At 62.5% G+C, this 21,697-nt stretch carries 16 protein-coding genes and 3 pseudogenes; 5 read left to right on the top strand and 14 right to left on the bottom strand.

Annotated features, from left to right (window positions below):
* Nucleotides 1–300: 300 nt before the first annotated feature.
* Both ICN82_RS18070 and ICN82_RS18065 read right to left on the bottom strand, forming a co-directional pair.
* Complete coding sequence (locus tag ICN82_RS18070) at nt 301–1,716, bottom strand: hypothetical protein (RefSeq protein WP_193185684.1); 1,416 nt, start codon at nt 1,714–1,716, stop codon at nt 301–303.
* Between the two features lie 683 nt (nt 1,717–2,399).
* The gene (locus ICN82_RS18065) at nt 2,400–3,680 is read right to left on the bottom strand and encodes a hypothetical protein (RefSeq protein WP_193185681.1); all 1,281 of its coding nucleotides are present in this window, start codon (nt 3,678–3,680) and stop codon (nt 2,400–2,402) included.
* A 757-nt stretch (nt 3,681–4,437) separates the two neighbouring features.
* Between ICN82_RS18065 and ICN82_RS18060 the strand changes: the two genes are divergently transcribed.
* Complete coding sequence (locus ICN82_RS18060) at nt 4,438–5,328, top strand: hypothetical protein (RefSeq protein ID WP_193185679.1); 891 nt, start codon at nt 4,438–4,440, stop codon at nt 5,326–5,328.
* A 658-nt stretch (nt 5,329–5,986) separates the two neighbouring features.
* Here ICN82_RS18060 and ICN82_RS18055 read toward each other — a convergent pair.
* Both ICN82_RS18055 and ICN82_RS18050 read right to left on the bottom strand, forming a co-directional pair.
* Nucleotides 5,987–6,505, bottom strand: a complete 519-nt coding sequence (locus tag ICN82_RS18055) for a hypothetical protein (protein ID WP_193185676.1) — start codon at nt 6,503–6,505, stop codon at nt 5,987–5,989.
* A gap of 236 nt (nt 6,506–6,741) precedes the next feature.
* Nucleotides 6,742–7,812: an alcohol dehydrogenase family protein gene (locus ICN82_RS18050; protein WP_193185673.1), complete on the bottom strand. Its 1,071-nt coding sequence runs from the start codon at nt 7,810–7,812 to the stop codon at nt 6,742–6,744.
* 82 nt (nt 7,813–7,894) lie between these two features.
* On the opposite strand from ICN82_RS18050, the gene ICN82_RS18045 reads away from it, so the two are divergent.
* Nucleotides 7,895–8,407 carry a TetR/AcrR family transcriptional regulator gene (locus ICN82_RS18045; protein WP_226898587.1) on the top strand — a complete coding sequence of 171 codons (513 nt, stop codon included), beginning with the start codon at nt 7,895–7,897 and terminating at the stop codon, nt 8,405–8,407.
* Between the two features lie 303 nt (nt 8,408–8,710).
* Here ICN82_RS18045 and ICN82_RS21565 read toward each other — a convergent pair.
* Nucleotides 8,711–8,875 (bottom strand): annotated as a pseudogene (locus ICN82_RS21565) (IS3 family transposase); the annotation flags it as partial.
* On the opposite strand from ICN82_RS21565, the pseudogene ICN82_RS18040 reads away from it, so the two are divergent.
* A pseudogene (locus tag ICN82_RS18040) lies at nt 8,876–9,337 on the top strand (IS21 family transposase); the annotation flags it as partial.
* Nucleotides 9,327–10,099 (top strand): annotated as a pseudogene (gene istB / locus ICN82_RS18035) (IS21-like element helper ATPase IstB). The pseudogenes ICN82_RS18040 and istB, both read left to right, overlap by 11 nt.
* Before the next feature lie 154 nt (nt 10,100–10,253).
* On the opposite strand, the gene ICN82_RS18030 reads toward istB, so the two are convergent.
* From ICN82_RS18030 to glmU, 4 genes are all read right to left on the bottom strand, one after another.
* Nucleotides 10,254–11,081, bottom strand: a complete 828-nt coding sequence (locus tag ICN82_RS18030; RefSeq protein ID WP_193185669.1) for a hypothetical protein — start codon at nt 11,079–11,081, stop codon at nt 10,254–10,256.
* A 58-nt stretch (nt 11,082–11,139) separates the two neighbouring features.
* A complete protein-coding gene (locus ICN82_RS18025) occupies nt 11,140–11,742 on the bottom strand; it encodes a TnsA endonuclease N-terminal domain-containing protein (RefSeq protein ID WP_193185666.1) in 603 nt (200 codons plus the stop codon).
* A gap of 344 nt (nt 11,743–12,086) precedes the next feature.
* Nucleotides 12,087–13,916, bottom strand: coding sequence for a glutamine--fructose-6-phosphate transaminase (isomerizing) (gene glmS, locus ICN82_RS18020; RefSeq protein ID WP_193185664.1), 1,830 nt, complete (start codon nt 13,914–13,916; stop codon nt 12,087–12,089).
* Nucleotides 13,917–13,919: 3 nt separating this feature from the next.
* Nucleotides 13,920–15,269, bottom strand: a complete 1,350-nt coding sequence (gene glmU / locus ICN82_RS18015) for a bifunctional UDP-N-acetylglucosamine diphosphorylase/glucosamine-1-phosphate N-acetyltransferase GlmU (RefSeq protein WP_193185661.1) — start codon at nt 15,267–15,269, stop codon at nt 13,920–13,922.
* Between the two features lie 103 nt (nt 15,270–15,372).
* On the opposite strand from glmU, the gene ICN82_RS18010 reads away from it, so the two are divergent.
* On the top strand, nt 15,373–16,047 hold the full coding sequence (locus ICN82_RS18010) for an HAD hydrolase-like protein (RefSeq protein WP_193185658.1): 675 nt from the start codon (nt 15,373–15,375) through the stop codon (nt 16,045–16,047).
* Nucleotides 16,048–16,083: 36 nt separating this feature from the next.
* On the opposite strand, the gene ICN82_RS18005 is transcribed toward ICN82_RS18010, so the two are convergent.
* The 5 genes from ICN82_RS18005 to ICN82_RS17985 all read right to left on the bottom strand — a co-directional run bounded on the left by ICN82_RS18005 (nt 16,084) and on the right by ICN82_RS17985 (nt 21,522).
* On the bottom strand, nt 16,084–17,379 hold the full coding sequence (locus ICN82_RS18005; RefSeq protein ID WP_193185655.1) for an MFS transporter: 1,296 nt from the start codon (nt 17,377–17,379) through the stop codon (nt 16,084–16,086).
* Nucleotides 17,380–17,630: 251 nt separating this feature from the next.
* Nucleotides 17,631–19,091 (bottom strand): dihydropyrimidinase, encoded by a 1,461-nt coding sequence (gene hydA, locus ICN82_RS18000; protein ID WP_193185652.1) that lies wholly within the window; start codon nt 19,089–19,091, stop codon nt 17,631–17,633.
* Nucleotides 19,092–19,151: 60 nt separating this feature from the next.
* Nucleotides 19,152–19,439, bottom strand: a complete 288-nt coding sequence (locus tag ICN82_RS17995) for a GIY-YIG nuclease family protein (protein ID WP_193185650.1) — start codon at nt 19,437–19,439, stop codon at nt 19,152–19,154.
* 66 nt (nt 19,440–19,505) lie between these two features.
* The gene (locus ICN82_RS17990; RefSeq protein ID WP_193185647.1) at nt 19,506–20,753 is read right to left on the bottom strand and encodes a Zn-dependent hydrolase; all 1,248 of its coding nucleotides are present in this window, start codon (nt 20,751–20,753) and stop codon (nt 19,506–19,508) included.
* A gap of 73 nt (nt 20,754–20,826) precedes the next feature.
* Entirely contained in the window at nt 20,827–21,522 is a 696-nt protein-coding gene (locus ICN82_RS17985; RefSeq protein ID WP_193185645.1) for a TetR family transcriptional regulator C-terminal domain-containing protein, read from the bottom strand.
* Between the last annotated feature and the right edge of the window lie 175 nt (nt 21,523–21,697).

The following is a 21,697-nucleotide window of genomic DNA, read 5'->3' as shown; positions in this document are numbered from 1 at the left end:
CCAAGTCCGGCCGCTCGGCCGTGCCGCCCCTACTGGCGAAGAGCGCAGTTTCCGGCCAGTCGCAGACAGGTGCTGCCAAGCCAAGGCGTGCGCCGCCGCTCCCCAGTCCGGACATTCAAAATCCAGCGCCGCCGCACTGCGGCTTCCCCTGGAGCAGCCGCTCAGCCCGGCTCGCAGCATTCTACGCCTGTTGGCCGACGGAGGAGCGCACAAAACGGCCACTCGCGAGGCCCCGGCCAACTGGCAGGCCCGGCCCAGAGCTGCCGTTCGCAAACATCCTCAATTCTGAGACGCGTCACGTTATGCTGCCCACTCCTCCCACCAAGGAACTGCAGTCGTAACGAGGTTTCGATAGTCAAACGCTGGTTTTGTCTCTGTGGATTGCTTGTCAACGGTCAAAGCGCCGGAGAAAGTCGAGTCCTGAAATTTGTCTTCGCCCCAAGCGCAAGCAGCTTCAACGATATCGCAATAGTCATGTTTGCGGAGCAAATTCTCGAAATCATAATAGCCAGCCATGGATACCGGGATGCGGTCAACGGTCGGAATCCCTAACTTATCTGCCTGCTGATGGGCCGCATAAAAAATCTGCTTCATGAACGCAGCGCCCAGTATTGTCCAAGGATCATACTGCAGCACAACACCTGCCATGTTCATGGGTGAATTTCCGTAAAATTCTCGGTACGTCCGCCATATCTGAACGACACCCTTGATTATATCGTCAAATGCATCAGCGCAGTCCTCGAATGGACTTGGTGAAATCAGTACCTTCTGAGGAATTCTTCTAATTTTACACTCAATAATAAGACCTTTCAAATTCTCACTATCCTCGACGAGAATATCTGCGCTCATGCCGTACGAAGTCTTTTGTTCAGGCTTAACGGATATGGTCTCCTTCGTATAATTCCGGATAATTTTCAGGCACAGAGTTTCAAATTGCTCACCGGATTTTTTCCTCGCTTTGGGGTCTGAGACGATGTCATAGTAAAGCCCATCTGTAATGCGAAGCATTAGGTTGGATCGCGAAGGAATACAATACGCCTGTCCTTTGGCGTCACTTACCTCAAAGATAGGATTTTCTTTAGTCGCACTACGAAGAAAGTCGCGCGGGATATCAGGGTTTTGGGTATTTCTCGCCCACTCGTAGTGCCCCGCCAGCGTATTGCCGATTATCTGTCGCACGCTGCGCAGCTGAGCTTGCTTTATCCCAAGTGGAGACAAATATCCGGCCCGTACTGCCGGGTTTTTCGAACTTCCCACGTATATTCCAAAGCCAATCTTCAGGAAATCCTCCATGTTAATTCCGTACTTCTCAAAAAATACGGCCTTACCTTCCTCTGTTGCATAGACATGCCAAGCACGCCCTAGACGAAACATATTCGATGTGCCGATCTGCCAATCATATTGTGGCCAGAACAGTCGCGACATCGCAAAGACGATATCACTCGGCGAGTAGTCAATAAGGCTCTCAGCATTGGACAAACCTGAATAGACATTGACCAGTTTTACCACACCCTTCCAAGACTTTAAGTTGAGGTGTCTTGCGGCTTTCTCTCTAGGTCCAAGCGAGAGTTTTTCCCGGATTATGGAATCGATTGACCAAGGCGGGATAAAAAATCTGCCGCCAATTTGGAAGTCACCTGGGTTGCCTGGCATTTCAAGATGACGACGTGCGGCAACCTCAAAGCCATCACGCATCGCTTCGATGGCCCAGCTCATAACCAGAAGCTCCTCAACTGGTATAGGCCGAAGAAGCTCGTGTAATCTTCGCTCCCAGTAAGATCGTTTTTCGTTTGAAAATTTTCCCAATTCACTTCCCTTGTCGTCTTGCTCTGCCCAGAAGCGATTCATCTGGTCGAAGTGCAAATTTGACCTCTGTTTAGTGTCGATGTTCTGAGTTGTTGGGAACGTCTGACGATCGCGAGATGGAGTCAACGTTGCCAAATGCAGCGAAAGTCGGCTTTTCGCCCTCTTCGAGCAATGCTGCAAGGCGCACGAACTGCAGAAGTGGGGCTCTCAACGGCCTTGCGGCAGCGCGGAAGCCTGGCCATGGCGCCGATGCTTCATCGGCTGTTATCATGCCCTGCCGAAGGGTGGAACGAGCCGGTCGAGCCTGACGCCTCGAGCGCCTCCCTGGCAACCCTTTCCGGCCGGTCGCGGGGCACCGTCCAAGGCGGTTCTGCACCGGCACGCGACGATCAAGGGATTTTACGCACCGCAGCGATGCCCAAGTGGTGAATCTGCGAAAGCAGCCAATCGCGTAGGTCAGCGGCTATGCGACTTCTGTGAAGCTCTTGCTGCCATCTGTGCTGCAGAAGATCTAAATGGCTTCGAAGCAACTTTTGAGCGCTTCTCACAAGCGCGAACGGGCCGTGAGCTGCAGAACTTCGCGGTACAAGGGGTCATTTAATTTTCTTCGTCTGTTCAGGGTTTGCAAGGTGCTTCTTTCGTGCTCTTTCAATGGTCTTGGGCCATAGATTTTCTGGACTGTCCCTTGTAGAAAACCAACCAAGCAACGCAATAACTTGCTCGGAAATTAATCCGGAGGCCCATTCTTTTCCTTCAAGGAAGTCGAATATGTAGAGGAGGTCTTTGGTTAATGTCAACCATTTTTCAATATCAAAGTTCAACTCTTTACCTTGATGCGTCAACTTATTCCTTGCTTTCGAAAACTCTTTCACTTGGTTGAAATGCGCGCTCAATACGCTCCAGTTCTCCACTTCGGGCCTTCCGGAATGAATTATTGGAATGTATGTTCTAATAATTTGATCTATTGGCGGTGAGGGTGCATTTGTTGCTAGCCATGCCGATTTTGGAACCACATTCGAGATATGTGACTTCACCCCAACCTCTAGCGCAGCATATGATATCATGAGCGCGCTTTTCTTACTGGACATTTTCACATCATGTGCGTCACGAAGCAATTGATGACTGAGCGGTTCGTCGACATCTGCCTGCCTCCAAATGATTTCCGCAGCGGAAATGGCGTCTCGATCGTAAGCAATGCCTGCGCGCATTTTGAGACTGATATTTGGCATTGGAGGAAGCGGGGCAAGATGGTAATGTTCTTGTGTCGTCTTCCAGTAAACTATTGGATCACCATCCGCATTTTCGCCAAATATCTTGGAAGACCCAGTCGCATTTGATGTCCAGCGTAATGATTTTATCAATTTTGTTGCGCTAACCATCATGTCAAAGCTGGCGCTGGATGTCAATTTTCGTACTTTTCGAGGGAGCAGATCTGAGCGAACTGGATACCCTTTTGATATCTCCCCGTTTTCAGAAATTTTGATCCGTCCATTCTCGTATTCTGGAAATATTTTTACCTCACTATGGGATCTAAGATAAATACCATTGATCAGATTTTCGATGAACTCCACCAAAGAATCCTTCGCATCTACAGTCATGTAGATCTTTACTTGAAGACCATCGTTAAGAACGAAGTGATCTGGTACTTCAGTGCGATCAGACGGTTCAGAAATTTCTATTCTAATTCCCTTGACTGAATCCTCGAATGATATTCCGTTAGGCTTCTGTGGATTAAATCCATAGCCAACGAGATAATCTTTAATCAAGTAATGCACTTTTGCCACTGCGTCACCTTTTTTTGCATGCGCAACGGAATTCGAGCCTATCTTTGGATTAAAGTCAATGAATGTAAAATTTTTAACAATGAAGCTCAAGTGAACTGGCGATCATGATCGGTAACCCTTTCCCTCTCGGTGCGATGCACGAATGTCGGCGCCGTGAAGTTTCAACGTGGCACTGGACTTGCTAGCGAAGGGCCGTTGAATACGCACCACTGTCGGCCAGCACGCCGAGAATGCTGCGGGCCGAGCGGCCGCTGCAGGGAAGGCTGCAGCGCGGGGGCGTAAGATGGTGAACGACCGCACTGAGGAGCGCCATCGAGCCGCTCGCCCGACTGGGTTGTTTTCCACCGGCCGGAAACTGCGCTCTTCGCCAGTAGGGGCGGCACGGACGAGCGGCCGGACTTCGGTGGCCTGGCCAGGTCGGCGCCGTTCGCACGAAAAACCCGGCGAGCGGTCGCTTCCGCCCGATCGCCGGCTGGTCTCCGCCGCGGCGCCGCAAGTCCGCTTCCTCTTGCCGGTCGCATCGGGCCTCTCGTGCCCGGCACTCTCGCGAGTGGCCGGAAAGGGCTGAGCGCGGGCGCTCAAGGCGCCAGGCGCGATCGGCTGGTTCCCCCTTCGGCCCGACATGGTGACAGCTGATGAACCATCGCCGCCATGGTCAGGCTTCCGCGCCGCCGCAAGGCTGTAGAGATGAAGGATTTCCGATGCGGCGGTGTGACTGTTATATTTGAAGCCACCGGAAGCGGTGGCTGGGACATTGGCAATACGTGTGGCAGACGTACGTCCTGACTTTTCATCCGACTGCCAGTACGCTTTCTTGTTCCGTACGTACTGGAAGAAGGGCTCTCACGTGCTGACCAATTTTGCTGGGTTTTATGAGTGCTATCCGTCCAACATTCTCGCCTTGAAACGGATACGCCGCGAGGCTCTTGCCCCCGAGCTTCTCGAAGAGCTTGATTTCCACGGCAAACGTCAGAGCGAGATATTGCACTCAGCTCAGGTCTACGTGCTCGACGAACCATCCCAGCTGATGCTCCAGGGCCTATCGGCTAAGATGAAGGAAGAAGGTCTGGATGACATGTTCAGCCAGGTTCGACTTCCCTTCCCTGCGATGCAACTGACAATTCCTGAGCCCCCAGAGGGTATGTGGCCGACTGGGCTGATTACGCAGCACGAAAATGCGCTCTATACGCAGATTTTACATGAAAATTGGGACGGGTTGCTACCGAACCTTCTCATTTTTAGGTCTCAAGGTGCGAAAATAGATCGATTTTATTCACCTACATTCAAACTTGCACAAGCCATTGGTGATACCACCACAGAGGACATGGTGATCGAGCAAGAACAGCCTCTGGCTCTCCTATTTCTGAGAATGGTCGTTGGTATGTCCATTCTTCTTCAGCATAAGGCTATGCTCGAAACCGAAGAGGTGCCCGCCTTTTCAAGGGCTGAACGTCGGAGGGCGCAAAAATCTGGTCGACCGCTTCCAGACATGCGGATCATAAAGGTCAGGCTTGGGGAGCTCGGAAAAGGTCAACTGCAAGCCATGCAGCCCAAGGACGACGGGAACCAGCCGGAAACTACACGGCGCAGGGCACATTGGGTACAAGGCCACTTCATGCGCAATCGCGCAGGAGGCATAAGTTGGAGGAATCCGCACCTGCGGGGCGCAGGGCCCGTCATCTTGCAAGAGCGCCATGTCTCCGTTGCCGAGGATGGGCCTGAAGGAACAGACATTTAACAGAATGATCCATTCCGTTAAGCGTATGATCTACATACAGCGATCTAAGCGGTGGCTTGACGATCTTCCGCTTTGTGCGCTCCCCGATCGGCCAGCGCGTCGCGAATGCTGCGGAGAGGGTCGAGCGGCAGTTCTGCGGCGCGCTGCACAGCGGCATCCGGAGGTCGCGAATGGCCGGTCTAGAGAAAGGTGCATCTATCTTGGGCGCGACAACCCATGTTCCTGGTCGGCCGCTTCCTGCGCTCTTCGCCAGTACGGGCGGCGAGGATGAACGGCAGGACTTGGTCGGTGCGTCCAAGGCGGCGCCCGCCAAGCTCCACCCGCCGTGACCGACCGCTTTTGCGGATCCACCGCTTGGGCTCCGCCGCGCCGCCGCAAGTCCGCTTCTCGTGGTCGACCTCACCAGGTACTCCGACCGCGGCGCCGTCGCGACAGGCCGGAAAGGGCTGGTTCGAGTCGTTCGGGGTGCCGAGGGCGAGCGGCAGGTTACACCCCTCGACCTGTCATAGTCTCATCCGGTGAACCATCGGCGCCGTGGCCAGGCTTCCGCGCCGCCGCAAGGCCGCTGCGAGCCCCGTTTCTGCCGTTCGTGCGCCCCGCAGCATTGGTCAAAGAGGCGGAGAGCAGACATTCGCTGCACCTGCAACGGACGTCTGCTTCACATCGATTGCGGTAGGGACTTTCCGGCCAGCGCAAGTTGCGCCTTATAGCCTTCCAGCCGCGCGTTGGCATTGGTATCGATCACCAGAATGACCGCCATCATGGCGAGGGTCGTGATCAGGCTCGCCCGCAAAAGGGGCGTTTCGAAGTAGAGGATCGCCAGCGCACAAGCGGCGATGATCAGCGGGATCACTCTGAACACCGCGATCCGGTATTCGTTCAACACCCTGTCGGCACGCGCGATCTCGTCTGCGACGAAACCAGCGGCGTCGGTAGCGTAGGCCGCAGGGAAGCTCGTCAGCCGGGCCAGGCTGGGGAAGAACAGGCCGACCCCGATGATCAGGATCAGCGTGCCCGCCACCAGCAAGGGAATTATATAAGCCTTCGCCATGTCGGTCCTACCCAGTTGCCAGAACCCTAGGCTCGCCAGGAGAAAGGATAGGCCAAAAAGGATGAAGAAAGCGGAGGAGAGCATTTCGGCTCTCGTCCAGTCGGTAGCTGTTTTTACGATGTCCATGTTCTCGGCCCTCGCCAGATGCAGTGTCAGGGATCGAAGAGGTGGGCATGGCCGCAGTTCCTGATGGGCGCGAAGGCCGAGGTCGACCCGGATTCCGTCATCGCCGACTGCGTTGACATGTTCCTGGCACATTACAGCCCGAAGGACTGACGGCGCTCGTGATCGATGCCATGAGGCACGGCGGCCTCATGGTCTGACGTCGCCCCGCCGTGCGGAGATGGCATGAGGAAGAGACATCAGCCCGCGATGACGATCCCGATCTTGCCCATATGGGACTTTTCGAGAAACGCCTCCTGCGCCGTGCGCAGCTCGCGGAGCCGGTAGGTTTCGGCCAGCACGGGCCGGATCTCGCCGCGCTCGATATAGCCCACCAGATCGGTGAAGACGCCCGGCACTTGCCGCGTGCTGCCAATCAGGGTCAGGTCCTTGAGGTAGAGCGTGCGCAGATCGAGCTCGACGATCGGACCGGCGATGGCCCCCGACGTGACGTAGCGACCACGCACCGCCAGCGCCTCGAGCAGCGCGGGCCAGCGCGGGCCGCCGACGAGGTCGAGCACGACGTCAAAAGCTTCCTCTGGCAGAACGTCCTCGCGCCCGAGAATGGCGTCAGCACCAAACGAGCGCAGGTCGTCCCCCTTGGCGGGGCTGGTCATCGCAGTGACATGCGCGCCGCGACGCTTGGCGAGCTGCACCGCTGCCGAACCGACACCGCCAGACGCCCCGGTGATAAGCACCCGCTCGGCGCCGAGCCCCGCCCGCTGGATCATCCCCTCAGCGGTCGAGAAGGCGCAGGGGAAGGAGGCGAGTTCCACGTTCGAAAGTCGGCTGTCGATGCGCAGCGCGTGTTCGCTCTCAATGGTGGTGAACTCTGCGAAGCCGCCGTCTCGCTCCGAGCCGAAGGTGACGAGTGCGTGCTCGTCGCCGTCCGCGGGCCGGTGCATCGGCCGCACCAGCACGCGCTCGCCGATGCGGGCCGCATCCACCCCGTGGCCGACCGCGACGATCTCGCCACAGCAATCAGCGCCCTGAATGCGCGGAAAGCTAAGCGCGCCGGACCATCCGCCATCGGCGTCCGAGGCGCCGTCATAGCCAGTGGCCGCCGCGGAGTTCGTATCGCCGCGCACCGCCTTGGAATACCAGCCGGTGCGAGTGTTCACGTCAGTGTTGTTCACCGCCGAGGCTCCGACGCGGATCAGCACTTCGCCAGGCTGCGCAGGCGGCACAGGCACATCCTCGCGCCATTCAAGCCGATCGAGGCCACCATGGCCGGTCAGCACCATCGCCTTCATCGTGTCAGGGAGAGTCATCGGGTCGCTCCGTCATGTAGAATGTTCGCTTTACTTGCGTAGGTAGAGGGATCACTCTACATCGTCAAGCATGACCGATACGATGACCAAGATCGCCGCCGGGCTGGAGCGGGCCTTCGCCAACCGCGGCTTCGCCGAACCCAGCGTCGAAGATCTCCGCGACGCCGCAGGCGTCAGCATGCGCACGCTCTACAAATACGCGCCCTCGCGCGCTGACATGGTGCTGGCGGCGCTGGAGCATCGCCATGGGCGCTACCTCTCCAGCCTCTTCGATGAGCTGCCGGATGCACCGGAAGCCGCACTCGACGCGCTGCTCGAGCGGGTCGGAGTGTGGATGGCGACTGAGACCTCGCATGGCTGCCTGTTCCACGGCGCAGTAGCGGCTGAGCCTGGTAGCGAACGGCTGCGCGAGGTGTTATCGCGGCACAAGGCCGAGGTGGCACGCCGCGCCGCCGACGCCACCGGCCTCGCCGGGCGCGAGACTGAGCTTCTGGTGATCATGGAGGGCCTGACACAGGCTTGGGCCCTGCATCGCGACGCTGCGGTAGAATGCGCCAAGAGGCTCGGGACGGGCTTGCGAAAGCTGGATGCATAGAGACTCTGCCGGCTCCGGCCCTGAACGACCGCTTTGAAATCGCTGCGTTCCAAAGGATCGAGGGCGCGGAATGACGGGTTTGGGCCGATCCTACCAGTGGGCGGCGGAACGGCGAGCGTCCGGAAGGTGCGCGAAGGGTGAAGTAAGCACCCGGTTCCTACCGCAGCGGTTGGTCCCGGTGGTTTTCAAGGTTGTTGTCCCCGATGTCTATTTTCAGGCTGCGCACTCTCCTGGCCCGGCCATGGGGCCGCTGCCGACTGCTTCCCCGGGGAGCGCGTCGGCGGCCCCACGGCCTCGCGGCATCTCGTCGGGCCGTTCCGGGTTGAGCCAGACCGATCCGATCGGCGTCCAGCAACGCGTGCTGCCTGACCAGCGCTCGGGCCGCGCCGCCCGGGCCAGTTCGTAGACCTGGCGGCGCTTTTGCAGGAGAGCACGTTCCTCGCCACGGTGACGCTGCTCGGGCGTGACGAGGGGCAGATCCTCTGCGAGCATGAGCGGCTGATCCAGCGCTCCCACCATCTGCCGAACCGGACCATCTACGACTGGCGGCACTACCTCGCCGTCATCCAGAGGAAGCCGGGCGCGCTCCGGAACGGGGCTCCCTTCGCAGAATTGCCCGACGCCTTCCGGACCCTCCAGCATCAGCTGCTGAAGCGGCCGGGCGGCGACCGGGAGATGGTCGATATCCTGGCCCTGGTGCTGCAGCACGACGAGGCTGCCGTGCTCCGCGCGGTGGAAGTGGCCCTGGAGGCCGACGTCCCTACCAAGACCCATGTCCTGAACCTCCTGCACCGGCTGACCGGTGCCGCGCCTAGCCTGCCCGAGGTCACGCCTCCGGAGGCGCTGGCGCTGTCGAGGGAGCCCAAGGCGGATGTCGGGCGCTATGACGGCCTGCGCGGCAGGAAGCAGGAGAGCCGCAATGCGTCATGATCCGGCCAGCGGCGCGATCGTCATCATGCTGCGCAGCCTGAAGATGTACGGCATGGCCCAGGCGGTGGACGATCTGATGAGCCAGGGCGCGCCAGCCTTCGAGGCGGCAACCCCGATCCTGTCGCAGCTGCTCAAGGCAGAGCTCGCGGAACGCGAGGTCCGCTCCATCGCCTACCACATGAAAGCCGCGCGCTTTCCGGCCTACAAGGACATGGCCGGGTTCCGCTTCGAAGCCAGCGAAATCGGCGAGGCGCTGGTGCGCCAGCTCCACCGCTGCGAGTTCCTTGATGGCGCCCACAATGTCGTCCTGATCGGCGGGCCCGGCACGGGAAAGACGCATGTGGCGACCGCACTGGGCCTCCAGGCGGTGGAGCACCACCGCAAGAAGGTCCGGTTCTTCTCGACAGTCGACCTCGTCAACACGCTCGCGCAGGAGAAGGCGCAGGGGAAGACGGGCAAGATCGCCGAGGCCCTCCTGCGCGCCGACTTGGTGATACTGGACGAGCTTGGATACCTGCCGTTCAGCGCCACCGGCGGCGCCCTGCTTTTCCATCTGCTCGAGCCAAGCTCTACGAGCGCACCAGCGTCATCATCACGACCAACCTCAGCTTCAGCGAATGGGCGGCGGTGTTCGGCGATGCCAAGATGACCACCGCGCTCCTCGACCGGCTCACCCACCGCTGCCACATTCTCGAGACCGGCAATGACAGCTACCGCTTCAAGGCCAGCTCCGAGGCGGCAGGAACCAGGAAGGAGAAATGACCGGCATTGACCGCCGCATGAACCGGGCACCATGGTCTGCAGACGGGTCAATTCTCGATGGAAAACCCGGGGCAGTTCTCAACGGAAATCAACAAACGAGATAGATGTCGGCTGTTGTAGCATCGATTTGAAATCGATCTCCAGGTCCCAATACTTATAGTCGCGAGGAACCTAGAAGTTCTCGCATATCCTTATCGTATACTCGCGGAGTACGTCTCTGGCGCTCAACAGAGAAGATGTTGTTGTCTATTTCGTACCAGTACTTAAACTGGCGCTCTGTCGGGCGCTCCGCCCGAAGAACCGCTTCTTGCCGTCCTGTATCCGCGTCTGTCACAAGGTCGGTAAAGTATTCCTTGATGCACCAGCGGCAGCAGTCGCCCCATGTCGCATTATTGTTTTTCGCATAGATACGTCGCACGGAGAGGCGAAACTTCTCACGGATATCTGGCGTTACGTTGATGCCATCAATTCCGTGAATGGGAGGACGGCCCCGTTTTCGTCCGCCAGAAGATCTTGTCTTTCCCTTCCCTCCACTGTTTTTGTAATCTGGGAGGAGAGCATTTGGTGTCATCCCGCGCTGCCAGTATCTTCGTAGCTGACGATATAGGGTGAAACGACTGACATCTTCCTGCACGGTGATTTGTGATATGATCTTGGCTCTGTGGGCGTCCAAAAAGGATTTAGGTTGCGCTTCCACTAGTGGCGAGATTAGTTTCCATGAAGAATCTCGATGTTTTCTCCATTTTTCCGGGAGGCTTGACTCATCCGCGATCGCACGTAGCCAAGGATCGTCAATTACCTTGCCAGCACCGCTTTCTAGTAGATCAGTTACTTCTTCGATCTTACGCACGACGGGTTTCGCCGAGTTCGAGTCGATATCAATGAGGAAAAGTACGCCATGCTCTTGATCAATCCAGAGAATTCGCTCGCGAGGCGATTCATCACCAATTTGGATCACATCACATGGACATGCCTGGATCATTCTTCAAGCCTGTTTTTTCTAGAACCTCGGTAGAAGGAGGAAATTGGCGTACGGTTTTCTATGAGAGAATGAATGTCGAATAGCCATACTTTTTTGCAAGGAAGTGATTTGAAATGCGTCGTCCGGTTCCTGAAGAAAGTCCATATTGCAGGTCGATCTGCTCACAGAATTCACCGAAAGTTAGTTGCGAACCTCGGTCCAAGTCTTGATCGATCTGTATGAGAATATCTCTAGGGATTTCTTCGTTCAATTCTCGATAGCCTAATAGCCACCTAAGGGTCTTCACTGGCTCGTTTGGTAGCTCCCGTTCTGTTATTATCCCAAAATCAACACCATTCTCAAACCAATAGCGTCGTTCAATCTCGAGCTTTTCTAGTGTTCGGGGTTCTTCCAGTGCTTGGGAATGCTTTACAGCTCGTGCTATCGTTTTTGCTGTTCCGTCTGTGGAAAAGTCGACAACAAGATCAGTCGACATGACGATATCCGTCTGCGTCTGTGTCTCCGCCGGATGTCTGACCCCTATAGCTTCCGCGATTCGGCGGGTGTCATCCCGATCGAGCGGATATTGTTCTCGGATGTCAACCACGTCGTCTAACCAGTCATAGATCAAAAAGCAATTGAATTCGATATCGGACAGAAGGTGGTGGGTGCGCCGGGTCACTCTGCCGGCCACTCTATGCACTCTGCCGGTGGAGGGTACGTCCTGGACAGTGAGCCAAGGCTTGTAATCCGAACCGTGCCCAGTTCGCGTCCTTCCTTCAGGAAACGGGCAATCTTCTTCTCGTCGAAAGCGTAGCGTTTTCGCGCCATGAGCACCCTCGCTGACGGGGGCTGTTTGGACGCCTCGCACGAAAGTACCACTCTACCTCGCGAACTCAAAGCGGCAAGGGTTTGCGTGCGGACTTTATTTGCAAGGTGCTTACTTTATTGTCTATGAGCAAACTTTATTAGCTAGGTGCAATCTTTATTGTATTTTGACAGCTGACGCCTCTGCGCGACGCCGCCCTATTCCACCGTCACCGACTTGGCCAAGTTGCGGGGCTGGTCGACGTCCGTGCCCTTGGCCACCGCCGTGTGATAGGCGATCAGCTGTGCGGGAATGGCGTAGAGCAGCGGCGCGAAGATCGGATCCGGAAGCGCAGGCATGCGCACCAGATGCCACACGCCCTCGCCGGCCTCGGCCGCGCCCTCGGCATCGGTGACCAGGATCACGCGGCCCTCGCGCGCCATCACCTCCTGCATGTTCGACACCGTCTTCTCGAACAGCGCGTCGCGCGGCGCCAGCACGATCACCGGAACCGTCCGGTCGATCAGCGCGATGGGCCCGTGCTTCAGCTCGCCCGAGGCATAGCCCTCGGCATGGATATAGCTGATCTCCTTGAGCTTCAGCGCGCCTTCAAGCGCCAGCGGATACATCGCGCCGCGGCCGAGGAACAGCACGTCGCGCGCCTCCGACAGGGCGTGGCTCATCTCGGTGATCCGCTCGCTGAGCTGCAGCGCCTGATGCGCGAGCCCGGGCATCGCCTCGAGCGCGGCCAGATGTCCCGCGATCTCGGCCGCGGAGAGCGTCCCGCGCGCCTCGGCCGCACGCAGCGCGAGAAGCGCCAGCACCATCAGCTGCCCGGTGAAGGCCTTGGTGGAGGCCACGCCGATCTCCGTCCCGGCCAGGGTGCGGATCACCGCATCGCTTTCGCGGGCGATGGTGCTGCCCTCGACATTGACGATGGCGCCGACGCCCACGCCCTCTTCCTTGACGTAGCGCAGCGCCGCCAGCGTGTCGGCGGTCTCGCCCGACTGGCTGACAACCAGCGCCATGGACCGCGCGGGCAGGGGCGGCTGGCGATACCGGAATTCCGAGGCGACGTCGATTTCCACCGGCAGCCGGGCCAGCGTCTCGAACCAGTATTTCGCGACATGGCAGGCGTAATGCGCGGTGCCGCAGGCCACCAGCGTCAGCCGGTCGAGATCGGCGAAGGGCAGGGCGGCATCTGCCGCCCCGGGCAGGGCGATGCGGCCCTCCTTCACATAGGCATCCAGCGTGTCCTTCAGGATGCCGGGCTGCTCGGCGATCTCCTTGGCCATGAAGTGCTTGTAGCCGCCCTTCTCCACCCGCGTCTGGTCCAGCGCCACGCGTTCCACCGCGCGGTTGGCGGACCGTCCCTGGGCATCGCGGATCTCGGCGCCCGCGCGGGTGATGACGGCGATGTCGCCTTCCTCCAGATAGGTGATCCGGTCGGTCATCGGTCCCAGCGCGATCGCGTCGGAGCCCACGAACATCTCGCCCTCGCCATGGCCGATGGCCAGGGGCGATCCCTTGCGCGCGGCGACCATCAGGTCCGGCTCGCCGTCGAAGAGGAAGGCCAGCGCGAAGGCCCCGCGCAGCCGCGCGACGGTGGCGGTGGCGGCCTCGACCGGCCCCATTCCCTGCCGCAGGAAGGACTGGCACAGAAGCGACACGACCTCTGTATCGGTCTGGGTCTGGGGGCTCAGCCCCTCGCGGACCAGCTCGCCGCGCAGATGCCGGAAATTCTCGATGATGCCGTTATGGACGACCGCGACGGGCCCGGATTGATGCGGGTGGGCATTGCCCTCGGTCGCGGCGCCATGGGTGGCCCAGCGGGTATGGCCGATGCCGGATTTTCCCGCCAGCGGTTCATGCACCAGCCGGTCGGAGAGGTTGACCAGCTTGCCGACCGCGCGGCGGCGGCCCAGCCGGCCCTCATGCACGGTGGCGATCCCGGCGCTGTCATAGCCGCGATATTCCAGCCGCTTCAGCGCCTCGACAAGGATGGGGGCAACCTCGTGATTGCCCAGAACACCGACGATCCCGCACATGGCTCAGCCCTTCTTCGCTGCCTTCAGCGCCTTCAGGCGCGCCATCATCTTCTCGGCCAGACCCGGTTTGGTCACCTGCCGCGACCGGGCCACGGCCAGCGCCCCGGCCTCGACATCCGACGTGATGACCGAGCCAGAGGCGGTCATCGCCTCGGCCCCCACCGTCACCGGCGCCACCAGCATGGTGTTCGACCCGATGAAGGCGCGCGGCCCGACTACGGTGCGGTGCTTGAACACGCCGTCATAATTGCAGGTGATCGTGCCGGCGCCGAGATTGGCGTCGCGGCCGATCTCGGCATCACCGACATAGCTGAGGTGGTTGACCTTGGCGCCCTCGGCGATCTGCGCGTTCTTGACCTCGACGAAATTGCCGACCTTCACATCCTCGGACAGCTCCGTGCCGGGGCGCAGCCTTGCATAGGGGCCGACCACCGCGCCGCGCGAGACATGGCAGCCTTCGAGATGCGAAAAGGCGCGGATCACGGCGCCGGTCTCCACCGTCACGCCGGGGCCGAAGACGACATAGGGCTCCACAACCGCGTCGCGGCCGATATAGGTATCCTGGGCGAAATGCACCGTTTCGGGCGCGGTCAGCGTGACGCCATCCTCCAGAACCTCGGCGCGCTTGCGCAGCTGGAAGGCGGCCTCGGCGGCGGCCAGCTCGGCGCGGGTATTGACCCCCATCGTCTCCGCCTCGTCGCACAGCACCACCTCGGCGGTCAGCCCCTCGGCGCGGCCGAGCGCGACGATGTCGGTCAGGTAGTATTCGCCCGCCGCATTGGCATTGCCGAGCGCGCCGACCAGCCGCATCAACGTGCCGGCATCGGCCATGATGACGCCGGAATTGCACAGCCGGATCGCGCGTTCGCCCTGGGTGGCGTCCTTGTACTCGACGATCCGCAACAGCCGTTCCTCGACCGTCACCAGCCGCCCGTAGCGGCCCGGATCGGCGGCCATGAAGCCCAGCACGACGATATCGGCGCCGCGCGCGCGCGCCTCGGCCATCGCCTCCAGCGTCTCGGGGCGGATGAAGGGCGTGTCGCCGTAAAGCACCACCGCGTCGCCCTCTGCGCCCTCCAGCACCGGCGCCGCCTGGCGCACCGCATGGCCGGTTCCCAGCTGCTCGGCCTGGATCACCACCTGCGCCTCGGGGTCGATCTCGGCCACGGCGACGCGGACCTGCTCGGCCCCGTGACCGCAGACCACCGCCACCCGTTCGGGGGCCATCGCCGCGCCCGAGGCCATGGCATGGGTCAGCATCGGCACGCCGCCCAGCGGGTGCAGCACCTTCGGCAGGTCCGATTGCATCCGCGTGCCCTGGCCCGCCGCCAGGATGATCAAGCTCAGCCCCATGGTTTTCGCCTTCCTTTGCCTCACCCGCCGTTCTATCCAGCACGCGGCCCGCCGCAAGGGGTGGCGGCGTCACGGTTGGTGTCTGTTTGTGACAGGGGAAAGCATGGCAACGGTGGTCTTCGATCTCGACGGAACGCTGGCGGACACGTCGGGCGATCTGCTGGCGGCGGCGAATGCGGTGTTCCGCGACTGGGGCTACGGAAACGTGCTGGATCCGGCGGTTGCAGGGGATCGCGGCGCGGCGATGAAGGGCGGCCGGGCGATGCTGCGGCTGGGGCTGGGGCGGCTCTACGGCACAGCGGACGAGGCGCGGGTGGATGCGGGCTATGCGCCGCTTCTGGACGCCTATGCCCAGGCGCTGTCGGTGGAAACCCGCCTGTTTCCCGGCGCCGGGGCGGCGATCGAGCGGCTGCTGGCGGCGGGGCACCGCACGGCGATCTGCACCAACAAGCCCGAGGGGCTGGCCGAGGCGCTGATGCGCGATCTGGGGGTGCGGGGCCTCTTCGGCGCGCTGGTGGGCGCCGACACGCTGCCGGTGCGCAAGCCCGATCCGAAGCCGCTCTTCGAGGCGGTGGGGCGGGCCGGGGGCAATGCCGGGGCGGCGGTCCTTCTGGGGGATACCGTCACCGACCGCGATTGCGCGAGGAATGCATCCATCCCCTGCGCGCTGGTGACATTCGGACCCGACGGGCATGACGTGGCCGCGCTCCATCCCGAGGCGCTGATCCACCATTATGACGAGCTCGACGCCTGCCTGGCAGGGCTGGGCCTCGCCTGAAAGGGCAGGGGGCGGCGCGCCGCCCCCGCCTTGTGATCACACCTTGCCGCGGGCCGAGGCGAAGATGCACAGCAGCGTGATCACAGCCGCCGCGCAGAGATAGTAGCCGACATAGGCCAGCCCGTAATTCGCCTGCAGCCAGGTCGCGATATAGGGCGCCAGCGAGGCACCGACGATGCCCGCGAAGTTGAAGGTCAGCGACGAGCCGCTATAGCGCACCTGGGTCGGGAAGGGCGCGGCCAGCGCGTTGCCGATCAGCCCGTAGGTCATCCCCATCAGCGCCATGCCCAGCGTGACGAAGCCCAGGATCCGCGCCTCGTCGGCCACCATCAGCACCGGCACCAGGAAGGAGAAGGCGGCGATGCCCAGCGTCGTGGCGATCAGCACCTGGCGGCGGCCGAAGCGTTCCGCGATCAGCCCGGCCAGCGGGATGAAGGCGCCGAAGACCACCGAGCCCCAGATCTGGATGGCCAGCGCGTCGGTGAACGGAATCTGGATGACCTTGACGTTGTAGCTCAGCAGGTAGGCCGTCCCGATATAGAACAGCACGAAGGTCGCCAGCGCCACGAACGTGCCGAGAAACAGGCTGATCTTGTGGTTGCGGAACAGTTCGACCACCGGGACGGCGACGCGCTCGTGCTTGTCGATCGCCTTCTGGAAATCCGGCGTCTCGGTCAGCGACAGCCGCACCCAGAGCCCGATCACGATCAGCACCGAGGAGGCCAGGAACGGCACCCGCCAGCCCCAGGACAGCAGGTCCTCCTGCGGCATGAACTGCAGGAGCAGCCAGAACATGCCCGAGGACAGGAACAGCCCCACCGGCGCGCCCAGCTGCGGGAACATGCCGTACCAGTTCTTCTTGCCCTCCGGCGCGTTCTCGGTCGCGATCAGCACCGCGCCGCCCCATTCGCCGCCCAGCCCGAAGCCCTGGCCGAAGCGGCACAGCGCCAGAAGAAGCGGTGCGAAGACCCCGATCGAGGCATAGGTGGGCAAGAGCCCGATGATGACGGTCGAGATCCCCATGGTCAGCAGCGCCGCGACCAGCGTCGCCTTGCGCCCGATCCGGTCGCCGAAATGGCCGAAGACCACCGCGCCCAGCGGCCGGGCGAAGAAGGCGATGGAGAAGGTCGCGAAGGAGGCCAGAAGCGCCGTCATCGGGTCGGTGCCCGGGAAGAACAGCGCCGGGAAGACCAGCACCGCGGCCGTGGCATAAACGTAGAAGTCGAAGAATTCGATCGTCGTCCCGACGAGGCTGGCCCCCAGAACGCGGGCAGGAGAGTTCACTGGCGCCGCCCGCTGGGTCGCGGACGGGGCATAACTGGTATCGGTCATGGGCTTGAGTCCCGGATGAAGTCTGATTATCGGCGGTCCTTACTCCCATCCTCCGCCAAGCTGTACCGGGCCGCCGCCCCGCAAAGACGGATTTTATGTGCATATTCACACATGGGGGGCTGCGCAAATGGAGGGCATGCAAACAATTTTCGGTCGCAGGCCGGGCGCCGGCCGCGCTCCGGCGCGGCCTCGCGGCGGGTGCCGCGACGCAAAATTGCGCCCGCCCCGCTGCATCGGCAGGGACCCGCGGCTCAGATCCCCGCCGGGATGTTCAGCGGATCGCGGCGGATCGCCCGCGGCGCGCTCAGCGCCTTCCAGCGCGACAGGGCCTGCGCCGCCGAAGGGAAGGGCGGGCGGGACACGAACCGGCCGCGGCCGGGCTGCGGCCTGCTGTTCTGCCCCCAGGCCCAGACCACCTCGCCGCGGCTGAGCGTGAAGCGGGCCTGCGCCGTCACCTCGACCCCCTCGAAGACGTTGTAATCCAGCACGGAATGATGGCTGGCGGCACGGATCGTGCGGCTGATCTTCGGATCCCAGACAACGATATCGGCATCCGCGCCGACCGCGATCGCCCCCTTCCTGGGATAGATGTTGAGGATCCGCGCGATATTGGTGGAGGTGACGGCGACGAATTCCTCGGGCGTCAGCCGACCGGTCTCCACGCCTTCGGTCCACAGGACGGCCAGCCGTTCCTCCAGCCCGTTGGAACCGTTGGGGATCAGCCGGAAATCGTCGCGGCCCCGGCGCTTCTGCGCGGTGGTGAAGGCGCAGTGATCGGTGGCGACGACCTGCAGCGACCCCGCCTGCAGCCCGGCCCAGAGCGAGGCCTGATGCGCCTTGTCGCGAAAGGGCGGCGACATCACCCGGCGCGCGGCATGATCCCAGTCGGGATGGAAATACTCGGTCTCGTCCAGCGTCAGGAACTGGATCAGCGGCTCGCCATAGACCCGCATCCCCTTCTGCCGCGCCCGGCGGATCGCCTCATGCGCCTGCTCGCAGGAGACATGCACGATATAAAGAGGCGTTCCGGCCGCATCGGCGATGGTGATCGCGCGGTTGGCGGCCTCGCCCTCCAGCTCGGGCGGACGCGAATGGGCATGGCCTTCGGGGCCGGTCATGCCCGCGGCGAAATATTTCTCCTGCAGCGCCGCGACCAGATCGCCATTCTCGGCATGCACCATCGGCAGCGCGCCCAGCTCGCGGCAGCGCGAGAAGGAGGCGAACATCTCGTCATCCTCCACCATCAGCGCGCCCTTGTAGGCCATGAAATGCTTGAAGGAATTGACGCCCATCTCGACGGCGTCCTTCATCTCGTCGAAGATGCTCTCGTTCCAGCCGGTGATCGCCATGTGATAGCCGATATCGGTGCAGATCTGCGGGGCGGACTTGCGGTGCCAGTCATGGATGGCATTTCGGATCGAGCCGTCGGCGCCCGGCAAGCAGAAATCCACCAGCATCGTCGTGCCGCCCGCCGCCGCCGCGAAAGTGCCCGACTCGAAGCTTTCCGCCGCCGTCGTGCCCATGAAGGGCATCTCCAGATGGGTATGCGGATCGATGCCGCCGGGGATCACATAGGCGCCCTCGGCATCGATATAGCTGTCGCCCGCAAGATCCTCGCCGATGGCCGCGATGGTCTCGCCCTCGATCGCCACGTCGGCCTTCCACTGGCGGTCGGCGGTCACGACGGTGCCGCCCTTGATGACTGTGGTCATTCTTTCGGTCCCCTGTGCTTGCTGCTGTCCCGCCCCGGGCCTGACCCGGGGCCTCCCGGATCATGGAGGAATGCGGGACGTCAGGTCATGCCAGTCCGGATTGGCGGCGGTGATCAGCGCATCCTTCCAGGCCCGGCGCCAGCGGGCGATGCGGCGCGCCCTGAGCCGGGCCGCCCCGTAATCGGGATGCGGCTCGAACCAGACCAGCCGCGTGATCGCGTAGCGCGCCGTATGGGCCCCGCCCCGGCCGGCGCGATGCCGGGCGACGCTGGCGGCCAGATCGCCCGTCGCCGCGATATGCAGCACGCCCAGCGGATGGCTGGCCATGATATAGGCGTGAAACCCCATGGCCGAGCCTCGCGCCGGGGAGGCCCCGGGTCAAGCCCGGGGCGGGACGGCGCCCGGTGGCGCCCGTCATTCCACCACCTCCGCCGTCTCCAGAACCACATGCAGCAGCACATCGGTCCCCGCGGCCGCCCAGTCGCGGGTGATCGCCTCGGCCTCGTTATGGCTCAGCCCGTCCTTGCAGGGGCAGAAGATCATCGCCGTCGGCGCCACATCGTTGATCCAGCAGGCATCATGCCCGGCACCCGAGACGATGTCGCGATGCGAATAGCCCAGCTGCGCCGCCGCATCGCGGACCCGGCCGACCAGCAGTTCGTCGAAGGCCGGGGGCTCGAACTGGCCGACCACGGTGGTTGCGAGGCTGGTGCCGATCTCGGCGCACAGCCCCGGCGCGCGCTCGTTGAACTCCGCCTCCATCGCCGCCAGCACCTCGGGCAGGTGCGACCGGAAATCGATGGTGAAGACCGCCTTGCCGGGGATGATGTTGCGGCTGTTGGGATAGACCTCGACATGGCCGACCGCGCCCACGGCATGGGGCTGGTGCGTCATCGCGATCTCGTGGGCCAGCTCGATCAGCCGGGCCATGCCGCGCCCGGCATCGCGGCGCATCGGCATCGGCGTGGTGCCGGTATGGCTTTCGACGCCGCTCACCGTGCATTCGATCCAGCGCAGGCCCTGGCCATGGGTGACGACGCCGATATCCAGCCCCTCCGCCTCCAGGATCGGGCCCTGCTCGATATGCAGCTCGAACATCGCGTGCATGCGGCGCGCGCCGACCTCTTCCTCGCCCAGCCAGCCGATCCGCGCCAGTTCGTCGCCGAAACGCCTGCCCTCGGCATCCGTCCGGTCATGGGCCCAGTCCAGTCCATGCCGCCCGGCAAACACGCCCGAGGCCAGCATCGCGGGGGCGAAGCGCGCGCCTTCCTCGTTGGTCCAGTTGACCAGGACGATCGGGCGGCGGGTCCTGACCTCGGCCGCCTGCAGCAGCCGCAGCACCTCCAGCCCGCCCAGCACGCCCAGCACCCCGTCATATTTCCCGCCCGTGGGCTGGGTGTCGAGATGCGAGCCCATATAGACCGGCAGAGCCTCGGGATCGGTGCCGGGGCGGGTGGCGAACATGCTGCCCATGCGGTCGACCGTCACCGTGCAGCCCGCCGCCACGCACCAGTCGCGGAACAGCGCCCGGGCCGCGCCATCGGCATCGCTCAGCGCCTGGCGGTTGTTGCCGCCTGCCACGCCGGGGCCGATCCGCGCCATCTCCTCGAGGCTCTGCCACAGCCGGTCGGGATCGCTGCGAAGGTTCTGCCCGTACGTCATCGTGACCTCCTGTCGTCGCGGCGGGCGGGGCGGCCCGCGCCTCGAGGGCAGGCTGCGCATCCGCGCGGTCAGGTCAATGGCGGGGGCCGGAATTTCCGTCCGGGGGCGGGACCGGCGCCGCGCTCTGCCCGAATTCCGGGCCGTCATGGCCCAGCATCCGCATCAGGGCGGTTTCCAGGAAGCGCCCGGCCTCGTCGAACCGGCCGGGGCTGCGCGCCGCGCCCAGCACGGCGCAGACCTGGATGTCGAAATCGGCGTAATGCTGGCTCATCGCCCAGATCGAGAAGATCAGGTGATGCGGATCGACCGGGGCGATCCGGCCGGCCGCCGCCCATCCGGCAATCACCGCGGCCTTTTCATCCACCAGCGCGCGCAGCCCGCCCTGCAGTTCCTCGCGCAGCAGCGGCGCGCCGCGCAGGATCTCGGTGGCGAAAAGCCGGCTCTCGCGCGGCATGTCGCGCGACATCTCCAGCTTGCGCCGCATGTAGGTCAGGATCTCGGCGACGGGCTCGCCCTCGGGCGACAGCGCGCGCAGCGGCGCCAGCCACCGGTCCAGCAGGCTCTCCAGCAGCTCGCGATAGATCGCTTCCTTGCCGTCGAAATAGTAGATGACATTCTGCTTGGACAACCCGGCAGCGGCGGCGATCTGTTCCAGGGTGGCACCGCGCAGCCCGTGTTCGGAGAACGTGTCCAGCGCGGCCTCGAAGATCTCGCGCCGCTTGCGGATCTGGTTGCGGGTGGGCTTTCGCGTGGAGCTTGCGCGGGTCATCGTGTCATCGGGGCCTTGGCTGGGCGCCCGCGACGGGTCCGGCAGGCGCACCCGCCGTGTCTAGCAGCCCCGGCGCCGGATGTCCCCCGCGCCGGCCGCGGGATCATGACGCGGGGCCTGCGGCGGGGGGCCGGACCGGGCGCGCCGCCTGTCTCCGCCACGCGGCCGGGCCGGG

Origin of the sequence: Mangrovicoccus algicola (assembly GCF_014903745.1) — a bacterium.
In the GTDB taxonomy this organism is placed as follows: Bacteria; Pseudomonadota; Alphaproteobacteria; order Rhodobacterales; family Rhodobacteraceae; genus Mangrovicoccus; species Mangrovicoccus algicola.
The sequence above is the reverse complement of the archived record's forward strand: the minus strand, read 5'-3'. Positions and strand labels throughout refer to the sequence as shown.

Excerpts from the sequence above, each read along its gene's own strand:
- ICN82_RS18070 (WP_193185684.1), bottom strand. The coding sequence starts at position 1,716 with ATGAGCTGGGCCATCGAAGCGATGCGTGATGGCTTTGAGGTTGCCGCA.
- ICN82_RS18055 (WP_193185676.1), bottom strand. The coding sequence starts at position 6,505 with ATGGACATCGTAAAAACAGCTACCGACTGGACGAGAGCCGAAATGCTC.
- ICN82_RS18050 (WP_193185673.1), bottom strand. The coding sequence starts at position 7,812 with ATGACTCTCCCTGACACGATGAAGGCGATGGTGCTGACCGGCCATGGT.
- ICN82_RS18045 (WP_226898587.1), top strand. The coding sequence starts at position 7,895 with ATGACCAAGATCGCCGCCGGGCTGGAGCGGGCCTTCGCCAACCGCGGC.
- ICN82_RS18030 (WP_193185669.1), bottom strand. The coding sequence starts at position 11,081 with ATGATCCAGGCATGTCCATGTGATGTGATCCAAATTGGTGATGAATCG.
- glmS (WP_193185664.1), bottom strand. The coding sequence starts at position 13,916 with ATGTGCGGGATCGTCGGTGTTCTGGGCAATCACGAGGTTGCCCCCATC.
- glmU (WP_193185661.1), bottom strand. The coding sequence starts at position 15,269 with ATGGGGCTGAGCTTGATCATCCTGGCGGCGGGCCAGGGCACGCGGATG.
- ICN82_RS18010 (WP_193185658.1), top strand. The coding sequence starts at position 15,373 with ATGGCAACGGTGGTCTTCGATCTCGACGGAACGCTGGCGGACACGTCG.
- ICN82_RS18005 (WP_193185655.1), bottom strand. The coding sequence starts at position 17,379 with ATGACCGATACCAGTTATGCCCCGTCCGCGACCCAGCGGGCGGCGCCA.
- hydA (WP_193185652.1), bottom strand. The coding sequence starts at position 19,091 with ATGACCACAGTCATCAAGGGCGGCACCGTCGTGACCGCCGACCGCCAG.
- ICN82_RS17995 (WP_193185650.1), bottom strand. The coding sequence starts at position 19,439 with ATGGGGTTTCACGCCTATATCATGGCCAGCCATCCGCTGGGCGTGCTG.
- ICN82_RS17990 (WP_193185647.1), bottom strand. The coding sequence starts at position 20,753 with ATGACGTACGGGCAGAACCTTCGCAGCGATCCCGACCGGCTGTGGCAG.
- ICN82_RS17985 (WP_193185645.1), bottom strand. The coding sequence starts at position 21,522 with ATGACCCGCGCAAGCTCCACGCGAAAGCCCACCCGCAACCAGATCCGC.